This is a genomic window from Pseudomonas sp. CFBP2511 (assembly GCF_030209255.1).
Lineage (GTDB): Bacteria > Pseudomonadota > Gammaproteobacteria > Pseudomonadales > Pseudomonadaceae > Aquipseudomonas > Aquipseudomonas avellanae.
Genome location: NZ_JARVSI010000024.1, coordinates 374,590 through 391,053, shown reverse-complemented (window position 1 = coordinate 391,053; position 16,464 = coordinate 374,590). Strand labels below are relative to the sequence as shown.

Annotated in this window: 17 protein-coding genes and 1 other RNA gene; 6 read left to right on the top strand and 12 right to left on the bottom strand. The window is 58.4% G+C overall.

Going from position 1 to position 16,464, the window contains the following annotated elements; genetic code table 11:
- Positions 1-2: 2 nt before the first annotated feature.
- The 3 genes from mraZ to rsmI all read right to left on the bottom strand — a co-directional run bounded on the left by mraZ (position 3) and on the right by rsmI (position 2,078).
- On the bottom strand, positions 3-458 hold the full coding sequence (mraZ, locus tag QRN38_RS21530) for a division/cell wall cluster transcriptional repressor MraZ (protein WP_005620303.1): 456 nt from the start codon (positions 456-458) through the stop codon (positions 3-5).
- A 306-nt stretch (positions 459-764) separates the two neighbouring features.
- Positions 765-1,122, bottom strand: an RNA gene (rnpB, locus tag QRN38_RS21525) — RNase P RNA component class A.
- Between the two features lie 86 nt (positions 1,123-1,208).
- Entirely contained in the window at positions 1,209-2,078 is an 870-nt protein-coding gene (gene rsmI / locus QRN38_RS21520; protein WP_007243679.1) for a 16S rRNA (cytidine(1402)-2'-O)-methyltransferase, read from the bottom strand.
- Between the two features lie 279 nt (positions 2,079-2,357).
- Here rsmI and QRN38_RS21515 point away from each other — a divergent pair, with 279 nt between their 5' ends.
- The 4 genes from QRN38_RS21515 to QRN38_RS21500 all read left to right on the top strand — a co-directional run bounded on the left by QRN38_RS21515 (position 2,358) and on the right by QRN38_RS21500 (position 5,893).
- Positions 2,358-4,172 carry a penicillin-binding protein activator gene (locus QRN38_RS21515; protein ID WP_005766553.1) on the top strand — a complete coding sequence of 605 codons (1,815 nt, stop codon included), beginning with the start codon at positions 2,358-2,360 and terminating at the stop codon, positions 4,170-4,172.
- The gene (locus QRN38_RS21510) at positions 4,169-4,555 is read left to right on the top strand and encodes a YraN family protein (RefSeq protein WP_005766552.1); all 387 of its coding nucleotides are present in this window, start codon (positions 4,169-4,171) and stop codon (positions 4,553-4,555) included. Before QRN38_RS21515 ends, QRN38_RS21510 begins: the two co-directional genes overlap by 4 nt.
- A gap of 169 nt (positions 4,556-4,724) precedes the next feature.
- Positions 4,725-5,318, top strand: a complete 594-nt coding sequence (locus QRN38_RS21505) for a phosphoheptose isomerase (RefSeq protein WP_005620308.1) — start codon at positions 4,725-4,727, stop codon at positions 5,316-5,318.
- Positions 5,315-5,893, top strand: coding sequence for a BON domain-containing protein (locus QRN38_RS21500; protein WP_005766550.1), 579 nt, complete (start codon positions 5,315-5,317; stop codon positions 5,891-5,893). Before QRN38_RS21505 ends, QRN38_RS21500 begins: the two co-directional genes overlap by 4 nt.
- Positions 5,894-5,953: 60 nt before the next feature.
- Here QRN38_RS21500 and QRN38_RS21495 read toward each other — a convergent pair whose 3' ends face one another.
- The 4 genes from QRN38_RS21495 to rplM form a co-directional block, all read right to left on the bottom strand.
- Positions 5,954-6,367 (bottom strand): ClpXP protease specificity-enhancing factor, encoded by a 414-nt coding sequence (locus QRN38_RS21495; RefSeq protein WP_003377610.1) that lies wholly within the window; start codon positions 6,365-6,367, stop codon positions 5,954-5,956.
- A gap of 17 nt (positions 6,368-6,384) precedes the next feature.
- Positions 6,385-7,002, bottom strand: coding sequence for a glutathione S-transferase N-terminal domain-containing protein (locus tag QRN38_RS21490; RefSeq protein ID WP_005766548.1), 618 nt, complete (start codon positions 7,000-7,002; stop codon positions 6,385-6,387).
- Between the two features lie 280 nt (positions 7,003-7,282).
- A complete protein-coding gene (gene rpsI / locus QRN38_RS21485) occupies positions 7,283-7,675 on the bottom strand; it encodes a 30S ribosomal protein S9 (protein WP_002555064.1) in 393 nt (130 codons plus the stop codon).
- A 14-nt stretch (positions 7,676-7,689) separates the two neighbouring features.
- Entirely contained in the window at positions 7,690-8,118 is a 429-nt protein-coding gene (rplM, locus tag QRN38_RS21480; protein ID WP_003377605.1) for a 50S ribosomal protein L13, read from the bottom strand.
- A gap of 494 nt (positions 8,119-8,612) precedes the next feature.
- Between rplM and QRN38_RS21475 the strand changes: the two genes are divergently transcribed.
- On the top strand, positions 8,613-9,524 hold the full coding sequence (locus QRN38_RS21475) for a GlxA family transcriptional regulator (RefSeq protein WP_161797771.1): 912 nt from the start codon (positions 8,613-8,615) through the stop codon (positions 9,522-9,524).
- Positions 9,525-9,605: 81 nt separating this feature from the next.
- Here the strand turns inward: QRN38_RS21475 and zapE are convergent, their stop codons facing one another.
- From zapE to QRN38_RS21460, 3 genes are all read right to left on the bottom strand, one after another.
- Positions 9,606-10,700, bottom strand: coding sequence for a cell division protein ZapE (gene zapE / locus QRN38_RS21470; RefSeq protein WP_007243681.1), 1,095 nt, complete (start codon positions 10,698-10,700; stop codon positions 9,606-9,608).
- 62 nt (positions 10,701-10,762) lie between these two features.
- Complete coding sequence (locus QRN38_RS21465) at positions 10,763-12,112, bottom strand: tryptophan--tRNA ligase (protein ID WP_285362460.1); 1,350 nt, start codon at positions 12,110-12,112, stop codon at positions 10,763-10,765.
- A gap of 39 nt (positions 12,113-12,151) precedes the next feature.
- The gene (locus QRN38_RS21460) at positions 12,152-12,781 is read right to left on the bottom strand and encodes an alpha/beta hydrolase (protein ID WP_057418803.1); all 630 of its coding nucleotides are present in this window, start codon (positions 12,779-12,781) and stop codon (positions 12,152-12,154) included.
- 145 nt (positions 12,782-12,926) lie between these two features.
- On the opposite strand from QRN38_RS21460, the gene QRN38_RS21455 reads away from it, so the two are divergent.
- Positions 12,927-13,370, top strand: coding sequence for a Z-ring associated ZapG family protein (locus QRN38_RS21455; RefSeq protein ID WP_005620321.1), 444 nt, complete (start codon positions 12,927-12,929; stop codon positions 13,368-13,370).
- A gap of 129 nt (positions 13,371-13,499) precedes the next feature.
- On the opposite strand, the gene cysN is transcribed toward QRN38_RS21455, so the two are convergent.
- Positions 13,500-15,398, bottom strand: coding sequence for a sulfate adenylyltransferase subunit CysN (gene cysN, locus QRN38_RS21450; protein ID WP_057418802.1), 1,899 nt, complete (start codon positions 15,396-15,398; stop codon positions 13,500-13,502).
- Between the two features lie 10 nt (positions 15,399-15,408).
- On the bottom strand, positions 15,409-16,326 hold the full coding sequence (gene cysD / locus QRN38_RS21445; RefSeq protein ID WP_003313577.1) for a sulfate adenylyltransferase subunit CysD: 918 nt from the start codon (positions 16,324-16,326) through the stop codon (positions 15,409-15,411).
- Between the last annotated feature and the right edge of the window lie 138 nt (positions 16,327-16,464).

Sequence of the window (16,464 nt, the reverse complement as noted above, 5' to 3'; positions counted from 1 at the left end):
AGTCACAGGATCAGATCACGTAATTCGTCGGGCATCGCGCCAGGTTTTTGAATGGCAGCCAGGTCAGCATCAGCAAGAGCATTCCAGGCGTCCTCGTCCCACAGTTGAAACTTGTTGAGTTGGCCCACCAGCATTACGCGCTTGTCCAGCCTTGCGTATTCGCGCAGGCGTGGCGGCACCAGAAAACGCCCACTGCCGTCCAGTTCCAGATCGACAGCATTACCAATCAACAGCCGTTGCAGACGACGGTTCTCTTCACGGAACGTCGCCAGATCACGAAGTTTTGCTTCTATCAGCTCCCATTCGGACAGCGGATACAGACACAGGCATGGGTCAACAGCATCGATAGTCACGATCATTTGCCCGGCGCTACGCGAATCCAACTCGTCACGGTACCGACTCGGCATAGCGAGACGGCCCTTTGCATCGAGATTGATCGCATTGGCACCACGGAACACAGGCGCATTCTCCGAATATTAGCTTTTTGCGCTGAAAAAACCCACTTCGCGCCACTTTCTGCCACTTACGCACACTATAGGAACGCGCCCACCACACCGTCAAGGCACGGTCTTAAGGAAAACCCTTACATTTCGGAGATTTAGAAGCGGTATCGAGTACAAAAGGATAATTTCAGGAAGGTTCTGACGGATAAATCCCACGCGACTCAAATCGTTGCGATTCAAAGTTAATGTGATTTATGAGGTTTAAGATTTTTTTGGTATTACGAGAGGGTTTTGCTGCTTGAAACGAGAGGTAGAAAAAAGGTGGAGAGTCGATCTGTAAGCCGGGTTCTGTCGAGGACAGTCATTCCTCTACGACGGCCATCACTGGACGTCTTTAGCAACCTACCCGGTTCCAGCGCGGGCCACGCCTAGGAACCCTATTTGGTCTTGCTCCGAGTGGGGTTTACCTTGCCACGAACTGTTGCCAGACGTGCGGTGCGCTCTTACCGCACCTTTTCACCCTTACCGGCACCGAAGTGCTTAGGCGGTTATTTTCTGTGGCACTTTCCGTAGGCTCGCGCCTCCCAGGTGTTACCTGGCACTCCGCCCTATGGAGCCCGGACTTTCCTCCCCCCCTTGTTGCGGAACAACAAAAGGCAGCGACTGTCCAATCGACTCTCCGCCGACAAGGTTAGCGGCACACGCCATCAAGAACAAGCTTTAATAGCATGCAAAGCCTGCCCGAGCCTTTGCAATACAGACTTCTCAGCCCTTCTGCTTCTCCAGCGCCACCTGATACAGCAGGTTCTTGCGCACCCCGGTTATCTCGGCAGCCAGCGCTGCGGCACGCTTGAGTGGCATCTCTTCAAGCAGCAGATCCAGAATCCGGCGCGCCTCGGCACCAATAACGTCTTCGTCTTCGGGCTGCGTCCAGCCAGCCACCAGCACCACACACTCGCCACGCTGCTGATTGCTGTCGGCCTCTACAAATGCCCGAAGCTCACCCAAAGGCAGACCCTTGAGGGTTTCGAAAGTTTTGGTTATTTCACGCGCCAGTAACGCATGACGGTCCGCACCGAACACCAGCTCCATGTCCTGCAGGCATTCCAGGATGCGGTGCGGCGCCTCATAGTAGATCAGCGTGCGCGGCTCTTCTTTCACCAACTCAAGCTTTGCCCTGCGCCCCACTGCCTTGGCGGGAAGAAACCCCTCGAAGATAAATCGATCCGAAGGCAGCCCTGCGGCAGACAGCGCTGCGATCAACGCGCACGCGCCCGGCACCGGGACAACCGGCACACCGGCGGCACGTGCCTGACGCACCAGGTGATAACCGGGATCGGAAATCAGCGGCGTGCCCGCATCGGAAATCAGCGCGATGTCGTCTCCGGCCAGCAGACGGGTGATGAACCGGCTACCCTCATCGCGTTCGTTATGCTCGTGACAGGCGGCCAGTGGAGTCGATATGCCGAAGTGTTGCATCAGGCGCGCCGAGTGACGGGTATCCTCCGCAGCTATCAATGCGACTTCACGCAATACCTTCAGCGCTCGCACGCTCATATCGTCCAGATTGCCGATAGGGGTCGCAACGACATAAAGCGAGCCCGGAGTGGAATTCGAAACAACCGGAACAGTCAAAACGCAGACCTCTTATGTTAAAGCTGATGTTTGAAAAAACGCATTGTACAGGCTGCGGCCGGGTCAACGGTTCGCGCATCAGGGATGGCAATGAAAAAGGGATAAAAACATGATTACCCGGCACAGCGAAACATCGCGACCCTCTCCAATTGAACGATTTGGCCTGCAGATGACCTTAACGCGACCAATATCACGGCTTTAAACACCTTCGACGTCGCACCCCGGCCAGTGCTTGGGTACAATTCCCCGCTAATTCGCTCGAGTTTCAGGAACATACCAATGATCGCTTGTCTGCGGCTGCTCTCTGCCCTCTGCCTCGCTGCCCTTCTCGCAGCGTGTGCAAGCTCGCCCTCGTCCAGTCTTGGCGAGCTGCCTCGAACCCCTGACGCCAGCATCGAGCAACTGCTTGATCAGGCCGCCAACGCCAAAACACCCGAGCAGGCCGCTACGCTGCGCTTGAGTGCTGCCGACCTGGCCAACCGCCAGAACGATGCAGGACGCGCTGCGCAGATCCTCGGGCAGGTGCAGCTCGATCAACTCAAGCCAGGCCTGCAGGTTTTTGCCAGCACACTGTCCGCCGAACTGGCGATGGGCCGCAATCAACCCAAGGCAGCGTTGACCGCCCTGAATCACCCAAGCATGCAGCGCCTGGGCGAACTGTCGGTCGAGCAGCAGGTGCGTACCCACATGGTCAAGGCGCGTGCGCTGGAAGCCGATGGTCAGGCGCTGGCAGCGGTTCATGAGCGGGTTTACGCAGGTCCGCTGTTGCAGGGCGCAGATGCAAGCGCCAACAACGATGCGATCTGGACACTGGTTTCCGCCCTTCCGGCCGATCAGTTGCAAAGCACAGCGACCGACGACATGGGCGGCTGGCTGAATCTGGCTCGCTCGATCAAAGGTGCCGGTACGCTTGAGCAACAACAGGCTGCCATCGATAACTGGAAAGCCCAGAACCCGAAACATCCTGCCGCACTGCAATTGCCTACCGCCCTTGCACAACTGCGCGCCCTGACCAGCGAGCCGATCACCAAAATCGCCCTGCTGCTGCCACAGGATGGGCAACTGGCCTCAGTGGCCAAGGCGTTGCGCGACGGCTTCATGGCCGCGCACTTTCAGGCGCAGCAGGCAGGGCAAAATCCCCCTGCCATTCAAGTGTTCGACAGCTCGCGCGTGACCTCGATGGATGAGTTCTACCGTCAGGCCCAGGCTGCTGGCGCACAGCTGGTGGTCGGCCCACTGGAAAAGAATCTCGTCAAACAGCTGAACAGCCGTCAGCAACTGCCGATCACCACCCTGGCACTCAATTACAGCGACACCAGCACCGAAGGCCCTGCGCAGCTGTATCAGTTCGGCCTGGCCGCAGAAGACGAAGCCCGCGAAGTGGCACGTCGCGCCTGGGCAGACGGCAAGCGCAGCGCTGTCGCCATGGTTCCGAAAGGCGAATGGGGCGACCGCGTTCTGGATGCCTTCCGCAAGAGCTGGCAGGCCAAGGGCGGCACGCTGATCGCCGCCGAGCACGTTGATCAACCTGTGGAGCTGGCGCAACAGGTCGCCGACCTGTTCCAGCTGCGTAACAGCGAAGGCCGCGCCCAGCGCCTGCAAAGCACTGCCGGCACCCAGGTCGCCGCCCAGCCAAGCCGTCGCCAGGACATCGACTTCATGTTCCTCGCCGCCACCCCGCAGCAGGCGCAGCAGATCAAGCCGACCATGGTCTTCCAGTACGCTGGCGACGTTCCGGTCTACGCCACCTCGCACCTGTTCACCAACAGCAATGACCATGCGCAGTACATGGACCTCAATGGCGTACGCTTCTGCGAAACCCCTTGGCTGCTGAATGCCGAAGACCCACTTCGCCAGCAGGTCACTGCCCAATGGCCACAGGCCGCCGGCAGCCTCGGCCGACTCTACGCAATGGGCATCGACGCCTATCGCCTGGCGCCACGCCTTGCCCAGCTCAAGGCGATGCCTGACAGCCGCATTGACGGCCTGTCGGGCAGCCTGAGCATCAATCCGGGCCGTCGCGTCGAGCGTCAGTTGCCTTGGGCCGAGTTCGTTGATGGCAAGATCCAGCGCCTGCCGGACACCGCACCTTGATACCACGCAGCACCCGCCAGCAAGCAGGGCGCGAGGCCGAAGCCTTCGCCCTGCAGTTTCTGCAACAACAGGGGCTGCGCCTCATTGAACAGAACTGGTTATGCAAACGCGGCGAGCTTGATCTGGTCATGCTTGACGGCGATACAGTAGTATTCGTCGAAGTTCGCTACCGACGCCATTGCGGATGGGGTGGCGCGGTGGAAAGTGTCGATTTTCGCAAGCAAGGGAAACTCGTCACCGCCGCACAGCTTTTTCTGCAACAGGTATCATGCTGGGCCGATTATCCGTGCCGTTTCGACGTGATCGCCATTGAAGGCAGCCCTGGCAGCTTTGATGGCAGCACCGTACCGCTGAACTGGATCAAAAGCGCTTTTGACAGCTGACCTCGCGCAAGGGCCTTGCAGCCCTGTCGCCGTCATCACCAGCAACAGGCTTGTGCCCTACCGATTTCGCTATTTGTTTTGCCGGCTGCACACCTTGTGTGCCGGATAGCTTCCGGGAGAACCCGGCGCATCCGTCCCGCCGCCGTACGCTCTAATTAAGGTCACATTGATGGACATGCAATCCCGAATTCGCCGGCTGTTCCAGGCCAGCATCGACACCAAGCAACAGGCGATGGAAGTCCTTGCACCCTTTATCGAGCAAGCCAGCCAGGTCATGGTCAATGCCCTGCTCAACGAAGGCAAAATGCTTGCGTGCGGCAACGGCGGATCGGCTGGCGATGCACAGCACTTTTCCTCGGAAATGCTCAATCGCTTCGAGCGCGAACGGCCCAGCCTGCCGGCCATTGCGCTGACTACCGACAGCTCGACGATCACCTCGATCGCCAACGACTACAGCTACAACGAAATCTTCTCCAAACAGATCCGCGCACTGGGCCAACCAGGCGATGTGCTGCTGGCGATTTCCACCAGCGGCAACTCGGCGAATATTATTCAGGCCATCCAGGCCGCACATGATCGCGAAATGATTGTCGTAGCATTGACGGGACGCGACGGTGGCGGCATGGCTTCGCTGCTATTGCCCGAGGACGTGGAGATCCGCGTACCGGCCAACGTCACGGCACGCATACAAGAAGTCCATCTGCTGACGATCCATTGCCTTTGCGATTTGATCGACAGCCAACTGTTCGGGAGTGAAGAATGACCCCTAATCGTCTTAGCCTACTGGTTCTGACACTGTGCCTGAGCGTCACCGGATGCAGTTCTGTGCTGACGGCCGCTCGCGACAAGCCGATCGAAGATGATCGCGGCACCCGCACCTTCGGCAGCAAGATCGATGACTCACTGATCGAAACCAAGGCAGCCGTCAACATCTCCAAGGCCAACCCTGACCTTGCCGACGGCTCGCACATTGTCGTGACCAGCTTCAACGGCATCGTCCTGCTCGCAGGCCAGACGCCACGCGCCGACCTCAAGGCAATCGCCGAGCAGGCCGCCGCTTCGGTCCAGCGCGTCAAGAAGGTCAACAACGAGCTGCAGGTCATGGCACCGTCATCCCTGCTGGCGCGTAACAACGATGCCTGGCTGACGACCAAGATCAAAAGCCAGATGATCGCCGACGCGTCGATTCCCGGCTCGCGCATCAAGGTCGTGACCGAGAACGGCATCGTGTTCCTGCTGGGCCTGGTGACTCAGGACGAAGCCAATCGCGCCACCAACCTGGTGCAGAGCGTCTCGGGCGTGCAGAAGATCGTCAAACTGTTCGAATACATCGACTGACGGCCAATGGGCAGACGTAAAAAAGGCGATCCAGGGATCGCCTTTTTTATTGTGCATGTTTTACTTCACGACCTTCAGGCTTGGCCTGCCGCTTGGGCGCGGTGGCTCGCTGTCGGGTGGCGGCGTGTCATCTTCGGTCTCGATCTCTTCACCCTCCTCAAGGGAAGGCTCCAGGTCGAACACCATACCCTGACCATTCTCACGGGCATAAATGCCCAGGATGGCAGCCACAGGCACGTACAGTGTGTGCGGCACACCGCCGAAGCGGCCTTCAAAGCTGACCGCATCGTTATCCATGTGCAGATGACGCACTGCGCTTGGCGAAACGTTCAGGACAATCTGCCCATCATTGGCAAAGCCCTGAGGGACCTGCACCGATGGGTATTCCGCATTGACCAGCACATGCGGGGTGCAATCGTTATCGACGATCCACTCATAAAGAGCGCGAACAAGATAAGGGCGACTGGAGTTCATTAACGGCTCCTTAAGCCTTAGCGCATTTCACGTTCGGCGGCAGACAGACTTGCCTGAAAAGCCTCACGCGCAAATTGACGCTCCATATAATCAAGCAACGGCTTGGCAGGCCGCGGCAATTCAATACCCAAAATCGGCAAACGCCAGAGTATTGGGAGTAGACAGCAGTCAACAAGACTTAGCTCGTCGCTCATGAAAAAAGCTTTTTCCGCGAACAACGGCGAAACCCCGGTCAGGCTTTCACGCAGCTCCTTGCGCGCCTGAACACGGGCAGGCTCTTTACTGCGAGTATCCAGAATCAGGTCCACAAGGCCACACCAGTCACGCTGGATCCGATGGATCAGCAGACGGCTGTTGGCACGGGTGACTGGATAGACAGGCAATAAGGGCGGATGCGGATAACGCTCATCCAGGTATTCCATCACCACCGTGGACTCGTACAGCGCCAGGTCGCGATCGACCAGGGTAGGCACGCTGCCATACGGATTGACTTCGATAAGCTGCGGCGGATGACGACCCGCCACAACCTCAATGATCTCGGCGCTGACACCTTTCTCCGCGAGCACGATGCGCACGCGATGGGAATAGTGGTCGGCGGGGTCGGAGTAACAGGCCAACCGGTTGGTCACGCCCATGGCGGTCCTCCTCGCTTGTAAAATTTATCGGACAGACGAACGAACGCACCCTCAGGGGGCACATCCGATAATGAACGCAACAGGACAGGTGTTCGTCGCGGGCGACAAGATAGCTCATTTACGCTTGTAAATTCTGCAATCTTGCGCAAAAAGCCTATAAATCTTGCGAAATGCACCCAAAATGCCTGTCTGAACGACAGCTCAAGCCGTAAAAATGCGCCCATAAAAAAACGCCCAACCCCGTGAGGAGGTGGACGTTCTTTCTGGAACGAAGAGCGAATTAACGCTTCGAGTACTGCGGACGCTTACGCGCTTTACGCAGACCGACTTTCTTACGTTCAACTTCACGAGCATCGCGAGTCACGAAGCCTGCTTTACGCAGAGCGCCGCGCAGGGTCTCGTCGTACTGCATCAGAGCGCGAGTGATACCGTGGCGGATTGCGCCAGCCTGACCACTTACACCGCCACCGATTACGGTGACGTAGATGTCGAACTTTTCAACTGTCTCGGTCAGTTCCAGCGGCTGACGAACTACCATGCGGGCAGTCTCGCGGCCGAAGAAATTGTCCAGGGAGCGGTTGTTGATCGAGATGTTACCAGTGCCCGGACGCAGGAAAACGCGTGCGGTTGCGGTCTTGCGACGGCCAGTGCCGTAATTTTGAGTCGCCGACATAATGAACTATTCCGTTAAAACTTCAGTTCTAGGGGCTGCTGAGCAGTATGAGGGTGTACAGCGCCCGCATAGACTTTCAGCTTACGATACATGTCGCGACCCAGCGGGTTCTTAGGCAGCATGCCTTTGACCGCGGTCTCGATCACGCGCTCAGGAGCTTTGGCGATCAGCTTTTCGAAGTTGATCGATTTGATCCCGCCCGGAAAACCGGAGTGTGAGTAGTAGATCTTGTCGGTGGTCTTGGCACCAGTAACGCGGATCTGCTCGGCATTGATCACGACGATGTAGTCGCCGGTGTCAACGTGCGGAGTGTATTCCGGTTTGTGCTTGCCACGCAGACGGCTCGCGATTTCGGTGGCCAGACGACCCAGGGTCTGACCAGCAGCGTCGACGACGAACCAGTCGCGCTTAACTGTTTCCGGTTTAGCAGTAAAAGTTTTCATTCTTTATAGCCTCAGGGGCCGCCCTGAAAATTAGACGGCGGATCTTACTGAATAGTGCGTACTTTGACAAGTCAAAGGCAGCCGGAAACAGACGCTATCGGGGGCTCGGGTCAGCGCGTCCGTTATACGGCAAGATTCTTCGGCAGACGGCGCATCACTTCCACTGCAAAGAGCTGGCGAATTATACAGACTGGGCAAATAACCTCAACCGGATTTTTTGTTCACGTTCTGTTTATTGCCTGCGAGGCATGGATTGGCGGATATTTGCGCGCTTAGCACAAAGCCATCATGCTATCGCTCCGAGCGAACGAGACATGAGGAGGCTGGACACGCCTGACAAAAAATAAGACGATCCAGCCGTTGCTTGACCATTTACCCATATAAGAATAAAGATTATGCCGATCCAACACGCCACTCTTCTGCGCCGCGTCAGCATCCTGACCACCGACAAAATGTTTGCCTCGACCGTCATGCAGGCCAAGGACTTCTTCCATCTGGCCAGCCTGCGCTACAGCAAACAATTGGGTCAGGGCCTGATACCGGCCTTCGAAACGCGCCTGGTCAGCCCGGACGGGCTACCGGTCAGCAGCTTCAGCGACGTCACCCTGCCGGTCGACGGCGCGCTGTGCCAGAGCGATATCATCGTCATTCCGGCCTTCTGGGATGATTTTGAAACCCTGTGCCAGCGCTACCCACAGATCCTCCCCTGGTTGCGCGAGCAACACGCCAATGGCGCCGTGCTCTGCGGCGAGGCCACCGGTGTGTATTGGCTGGCCGAGGCCGGGCTGCTTGATGGCAAGGAAGCCACCACTTACTGGCGATTCTTCACTGCCTTCGCCGAGCGCTACCCCAAGGTGCTGCTCAATCAGGAAAAACACCTGACTGACGCCGATAATGTGTATTGCGCAGGCGGTACGACATCAGCCTGCGACCTCTACATCTACCTGATCGAGCGCTTCTGTGGCGCCAACGTCGCCCAGGCCGTCGCACGCGACATTCTCTACGAAGTGCGCCGCACGTATGCGCCTGGGCGAATCGGTTTTGGCGGGCAGAAACTGCATCAGGACGTGGTGATTCTGCAGATCCAGCATTGGCTTGAAGAGCACTTCGCCGACAAATTCCGCTTTGAAGACGTCGCCCGAGAGCACGGCATGAGCATTCGCAATTTCATGCGCCGCTTCCAGACCGCAACGGGCGACAAGCCACTGCACTACCTGCAGCGGCTGCGGATCGAAACGGCGAAGGGGTTGCTGTCAGGCACGCGCAAGAGCATCAAGACCATCAGCTACGAAGTCGGCTACGACGACGCCAGCTTCTTCGCCCGCCTCTTCCGCCAGCACACCGAGCTGTCACCCAACCAGTACCGTCAACAGTTCGAGAGCCTCAAGCTGCAAGGGGGGAGCTGAACGGGGTGAGCTACAAGCTACAAGCTACAAGCTACAAGCTTTTGTCTTGCGGCTTGTAGCTTGAAACTTGCAGCTGCTTCACTAGGGCCTATGCGCCCGCGAGAGAAACTCGTGGGATTGCATTTCCAGCAGGCGGCTCAAGGTGCGCTGAAACTCGAACATCAACCGGCCACCGGTGTACAGGTCCTTCAATTCAACCTCGGCCGAGATGATCAGCTTGACGTTGCGATCGTAGAACTCGTCGACCATGTTGATGAAGCGCCGGGCGATGTCGTCGGTGGAGACGTCCATCTGCTCGACGCCGCTGAGCAGCACCGCGTGGAAAATCTTGCCCAGCTCGATGTAATCGTTCTGGCTGCGCGGCCCGTCGCACAGTTCGCGGAAGTCGAACCATGCCACGTCGTCACAGGTACGCAGGGCACGGATCTCGCGATTCTCGATCATCAACACGTCGTTTTCGACGGTTTCTGCGCAATCCGGGGTCAGCGCCTTGAAGCTTTTGCGCATGCTTTCCTGCGCGGCGTCGTTGAGCGGGAAATGGAACAGCTCAGCCTGCTCAAGGTGACGCAGACGATAGTCAACGCCACTGTCGACGTTGACGATGTCGGTGTTCTGCTTGATCAGCGCAATGGCTGGCAGAAAGCGCGCTCGCTGCAGACCGTCCTTGTACAGGCCGTCCGGAACGATGTTGGACGTCGCGACCAGGGTCACGCCATTCTTGAACAGCTCTTCCATCAGCGTGCCGAGGATCATGGCGTCGGTGATGTCGGAAACGAAGAATTCGTCGAAGCAGATGACCCGCGCCTCGTCGGAAAAACGCTTGGCGATGATCGTCAGCGGGTTTCTTTCGCCCTTGAGGGTCTTCATCTCTTCGTGCACGCGCTTCATGAAGCGGTGGAAGTGCGTACGGACCTTGTCCTGGAACGGCAGCGCTTCAAAGAACGTGTCGACCAGATAAGTCTTGCCGCGACCCACACCACCCCAGAAATACAGGCCCTTGACCAAGGTCGGCTCTTTCTTGCCAAACAGCTTGCCGAACAGGCCTGGCTTGCTGTCGTGAGCGGCGACCAGATCCTCATAAAGGCGCTGCAAATGGCGCACAGCGTTTTCCTGCGCGGCATCATGGAAGAAGTCCGGGCGTTTCAGATCAGCTTGATATCGTTCTAGGGGCGTCATAATTCGTTAGCAAGGCAACAAAAACGGGTCGTCACTGTAGCGACGACCCCGGGGATTGGCAATCAGTCCTGTTGAGGAGCGAGTGCCAGCTTGAGGGTCTCGACCGCATTGTCACGCGCAGTGGCATCGGCGAACACCGGGCTGTCGGCTACACACTCGCCGTTCAGCCACAGCGTAAAGCGATCGGCTTCACTGCGCAGATCCAGTTCACCGCCCTGCTGCAACTGCTTGCTGACGATGCCGGCCGCCTTGCCGTCGGCAAAAGTGCGCGACAACAGCAATTGCTCGCCATCGGCGGCCAGCAGGCGGAAACGGAAACTGCCGTCGTCTTCACGGAAGCTGACGAAGCGCGCGCCTTTGGTAGTCTTTTTCTTGCCGGTGTCGGCGTTCTGTACCGCGGTACGGAACGAGCGCAGGCCAACAGCCTCACGCAACTCATCAAGGAACGGGGTAGCGACGCGACGGGCTTTCTGGGCACCGGCGAGCAGGATGTCTTCCAGATCAGCCGGGCGCTCGATCAGGCTCAGGTACTGCTCACGCGCCTCGCCCAACTGCTCGTCCAGCAAGGTAAACATACGAGTCTTCGCCTCACCCCAGCCAAGGCCCTGCAACAGTTCGGAACGGAACTCTGCACACTGCTCAGGGGTGGAGAACGCCTGATACAGCGTGAACAGATGGGAGTTGTCCGGGTCTTTCGCTTCACCGGGCGCCAGCGAGTCGGTGACGATGCGCGAAATGGCGCTTTTCATGTCTTTGGCGCTGCTGAACAACGGGATGGTGTTGTCATAGCTCTTGGACATCTTGCGCCCGTCGAGCCCCGGCAACGTGGCAACGCTCTCTTCGATCAACGCTTCCGGCATGACAAAGAATTCCCTGCCCTTGCCGAACAGGTGGTTGAAACGCTGACCGATGTCACGGGCCATTTCAACGTGTTGAATCTGATCGCGGCCCACCGGAACCTGATGCGCGTTGAACATCAGAATGTCGGCCGCCATCAGCACCGGGTAGCTGTACAGGCCCATGGTGATACCCGCATCCGGGTCTTCGCAGCTTTCGACGTTTTTGTCGACCGACGCCTTGTAAGCGTGCGCACGGTTGAGCAGGCCCTTGGCCGCAACGCAGGTGAGCAGCCAGGTCAGTTCCGGGATCTCCGGGATGTCCGACTGGCGATAGAACGTCACACGATCGACATCAAGACCGGCTGCCAGCCAGGTCGCGGCGATTTCCAGACGCGAGCGCTGAATGCGCAGCGGGTCATCGCATTTGATCAACGCGTGATAATCGGCCAGAAAGTAGAACGAATCGACGTCACTCTGACGGCTGGCAACGATGGCCGGGCGAATCGCGCCCGCGTAGTTGCCCAGATGGGGAGTGCCGGTGGTCGTGATACCGGTCAGGATACGAGTGGTCATGGCAGGTCGCTTATCTAAAGGATGCAATACGGGCTGCAATCAGTTGGGGAGTCGCGGCAGGAGCAGATCTTTCAGATCAGTCAACTTGCCGTGAAAAAAGTGTCCGCATTCTGCCACTTTCAGCAGCTCATGGGGGCGTTGCAGCGCGGCCGACCATGCATAGACCGTTTCAGGGTCGATGACTTCGTCGGCCTCTGGCTGAATGATCGTCAGCGGGCAGGCGTGTGGCAATACGCTCTGATCCTGGAGACGCGAGGCAGCTGCAGCAATCAGGAACAAATGCGTGAGCTTTTCGCCCTGTGCTTCGAGGCGACCGCCCAGGTTGGCAGCAACATAACCGCCGAACGAAAAACCGAACAGGGTCATCGGCAAATCCGGATGCTGCGCCCGCAGCCATTGGGCAGCGGCCTGGGCATCGTCGATTTCGCCGGGCCCGGCCACCGATGTACCGGCACTGGCACCGACGCCGCGATAATTGAAGCGCAGAGTGATCAAACCCTGGTCGCGTGCGGTACGCTGCAACGTCGAGACGACTTTATTGAGCATCGTGCCGCCCTGGATCGGGTTAGGATGGCAGATCAGCGCCACGCCTCTGGCATCCGGCACATCCTGATACAGCGCTTCAAGCTGGCCTTCTGGGGCATCGATAAAAAATGGGGTTTCACGCATGAGCAAAACAGAACTCCGTGACCTCGAAATGGGTCGACTCGTCTAGCTGATTGTCTGCGGCTTGCATATCAACGACACGTCGCGGGTATACAGCGCAGGTTCGAGCCGTTAACGTAAAGCAAAGCCGTTTATAGAGGAAGGACTCGTGGAACACTCGCTCTTAGTCTGGTTGTTGCCGACGCTCGCCCTGGTGGCCGGTGTCGTCATTGGTTTTCTGGTGGCACGTTTGCTGCCCAACACCGTTCCGAACAGCACTCAGCGCCAGCTGGATGACATTCAGGAGCGTTTCGACACCTATCAGAACGAGGTAGTCACTCACTTCAACAGCACGGCTAATCTGGTACAGAAGCTTTCGCAAAGCTATCAGGACGTTCAGGAGCACCTTGCAGAAGGCGCCAACCGTCTGGCACTCGATGACCTGACCCGCCAGCGTCTGCTGGCCGCGCTGCACCCGGAGGCCAATCAGGCACACCGCGACCATCGTGATCGCCTGACCCCGCCGCGCGACACCGAAACACCCAAGGACTACGCCCCCAAGTCGCCTAATACCCCAGGCATGCTCGATGAGCACTACGGCTTGAAAAAGTAAGGTTCACCGCCACACAAAAGCCCGCCGCAGAGAGCATCTGCGGCGGGCTTTTTTTGTGAGCCTAGCCCCCTTTTCGCGAGCAATGCGGATCGCGAAGGGGCCGTTACAGGCTAAACGCTTGCGTACACATCAGATCGCGCCGCGACCACGCAACAGATCCAGTACCTGTTTAACGCTTTCTTCCACGCTGAGCGTCTGCGTGTCGATCACCAGATCGGCATTCAGTGGCACGTCATACGGGAAGGACTCACCCGGAATGTTGTCGCCATCAGCGGCATACAGGCCTTGCGGGTCACGTTCACGGCAGACCGCTGGAGACGCCTGAACGTAGACGGTCACCAGACGCTCTTTGCCGATCAGCGCTTTGGCGCGTTCACGGCCCTCAGCGTCCGGCGCAACGAAGGCCGCCAGGGTCAGCAGGCCCGCTTCGTTGAACTGACGCGCCACATGCGCAGCACGGCTCCAGTTCTCGGTGCGGCCGGCGCGATCCTGTGGCAAACCCTTGTTCAGGTCATGACGCAGGTTCTGGCCGTCCAGCACATAGACCGCACGGCCCATGTCGAATAACTTGCGCTCGACCGCGTACGCCAGCGTGCTTTTGCCCGCGCCAGACAAGCCGCTGAACAGCACGGTGGCTGGCTGCTGACCGAAACGCTGTGCACGCTCCTCGGTAGAAACGTGAGCCAGCTCACCATGGTGGTGCGAACCGCCGCCCGACACCGGCTTGGCGATGATCATACCTGCCGCAACGGTGCCATTGGTCAGGCGATCGATAACGATAAACGCGCCAGTAGTGCGGTTGCTGCTGTAGCCATCCAGCGCGATAGGCGCGTCCAGGCTGACTTTGACACGACCGATCTCGTTCAACTGCAACGAGCTGGCGGGGCCTTCTTCCAGCGTGTTCACATCGACCCGATGGGTGATGCTGGCAATCGAGCCCGGCACGTAGCTGGTGGCGCGTTTGATGTCGTACTTCTTGCCGGGCAGCATCGGCTCTTCAGCCATCCACACCAGCATGGCGTCGAACGCATCGCTGACCTGGGGAACGTTGTCGGCATGCACCAGCAGATCACCACGGGAGATGTCGATCTCGTCTTCCATGGTCAGCGTGACCGCCTGACCCGGCCCGGCCTGCTCGAGCTCGCCTTCGAATGTGACGATGGACTTCACACGGCTGCTCTTGCCCGACGGCAGCACAACGATTTCGTCGCCCTTGTGCACGATGCCGCTGGCCAGCGTGCCGGCAAAACCACGGAAGTTCAGGTTGGGGCGGTTGACGTACTGCACCGGAAAACGCAGGTCCGTGTAATTACGGTCGCTGGCGATTTCGACGGTTTCAAGAATTTCCATCAGCGACTGGCCGGTGTACCAAGGCGAACGCTCGCTCTTGTTCACCACGTTGTCGCCTTTGAGCGCCGACATCGGCACGAACGCCATGGTGGTCGGCTTGAAGGCGATGCCCTCGGCAAACTTCAGATAATCCGCTTTGATCGACTCGAATACGCTCTCGTCGAAGCCGTTGAGGTCCATCTTGTTGATGGCCACAACGATGTGCTTGATACCCAGCAGCGAGGCGATGTAGCTGTGACGACGGGTCTGGGTCTGCACGCCGTAACGCGCATCCACCAGAATGATCGCCAGATCACAGGTCGACGCACCGGTCGCCATGTTGCGGGTGTACTGCTCATGGCCAGGCGTATCGGCAATGATGAACTTGCGCTTGGCCGTGGAGAAATAGCGGTAAGCGACATCGATCGTGATGCCCTGCTCCCTCTCGGCCTGCAGGCCGTCCACGAGCAACGCCAGATCGACGTCATCGCCCGTGGTGCCGGACTTTTTCGAGTCACGGGTGATGGCTTCCAGGTGATCTTCGTAGATCATCTTGGAGTCGTGCAGCAAACGCCCGATCAGCGTGCTCTTGCCGTCGTCGACGTTGCCACAGGTAAGAAAGCGCAGCATTTCCTTGCGTTCGTGCTGGCCCAGATAGGCGAGGATGTCCTCGCTGATCAAATCAGATTGATGCGACATGTGACACCCCTTAGAAATAACCCTGACGTTTCTTTTCTTCCATCGAGCCTGCACCGTCGTGGTCGATGACCCGGCCCTGGCGTTCGGAAGTTCGCGTCAGCAGCATTTCCTGAATGATGTCGGTCAGGCTGGTCGCTTCGGACTCGACAGCACCGGTCAGCGGGTAGCAGCCGAGGGTACGGAAACGGACCTTTTTCTTGACGATGCGCGACTTTTCTTCGTCGGTGAGATGCTCGAGGATGCGCTCGTCGTCAATCATGATCAGCGTGCCGTTCTTCTCGATCACGTCGCGCTCGGCGGCGAAATACAGCGGTACGATCGGGATGCCTTCAAGGTAGATGTACTGCCAGATGTCCAGCTCGGTCCAGTTGGACAGCGGGAACACGCGGATCGACTCGCCCTTGTTGACGTTGCCGTTATAGACATTCCACAGCTCGGGACGCTGATTTTTCGGGTCCCAGCGGTGTTTGCTGTCGCGGAACGAGTACACGCGTTCCTTGGCCCGGGACTTTTCTTCGTCGCGTCGGGCGCCGCCGAAAGCGGCATCGAAACCATGCTTGTCGAGCGCCTGTTTCAGGCCCTCGGTCTTCATGATGTCGGTGTGTTTGGCGCTGCCGTGGGTGAAAGGGTTGATGCCCTGCGCCACGCCATCGGGGTTGATGTGAGTGATCAGGTCAAGGCCCATTTCCTCGACCATCTGGTCGCGAAAGCGATACATCTCCTGGAATTTCCAGCGGGTATCGACATGCATCACCGGGAATGGCAGTTTGCCGGGGAAGAAAGCCTTGCGCGCCAGGTGCAGCATCACGGCCGAATCCTTGCCGATCGAGTACAGCATCACCGGGTTATCGAACTCGGCGGCGACCTCGCGGATGATGTGGATGCTTTCCGCCTCCAGCTGTTTCAGATGCGTCAGTTTGTCAACCATGGCTACTCACGGATTGCGTTCGTTATGGACCGGGAAAACCCGGGGCGGCCTGCGGGCCGTATTCGAGCCGCGCACTTTAACATGCGTGATATCGCTAATCAGCGATGCCGCTAGATCGAAACGATCTATGCATATGCC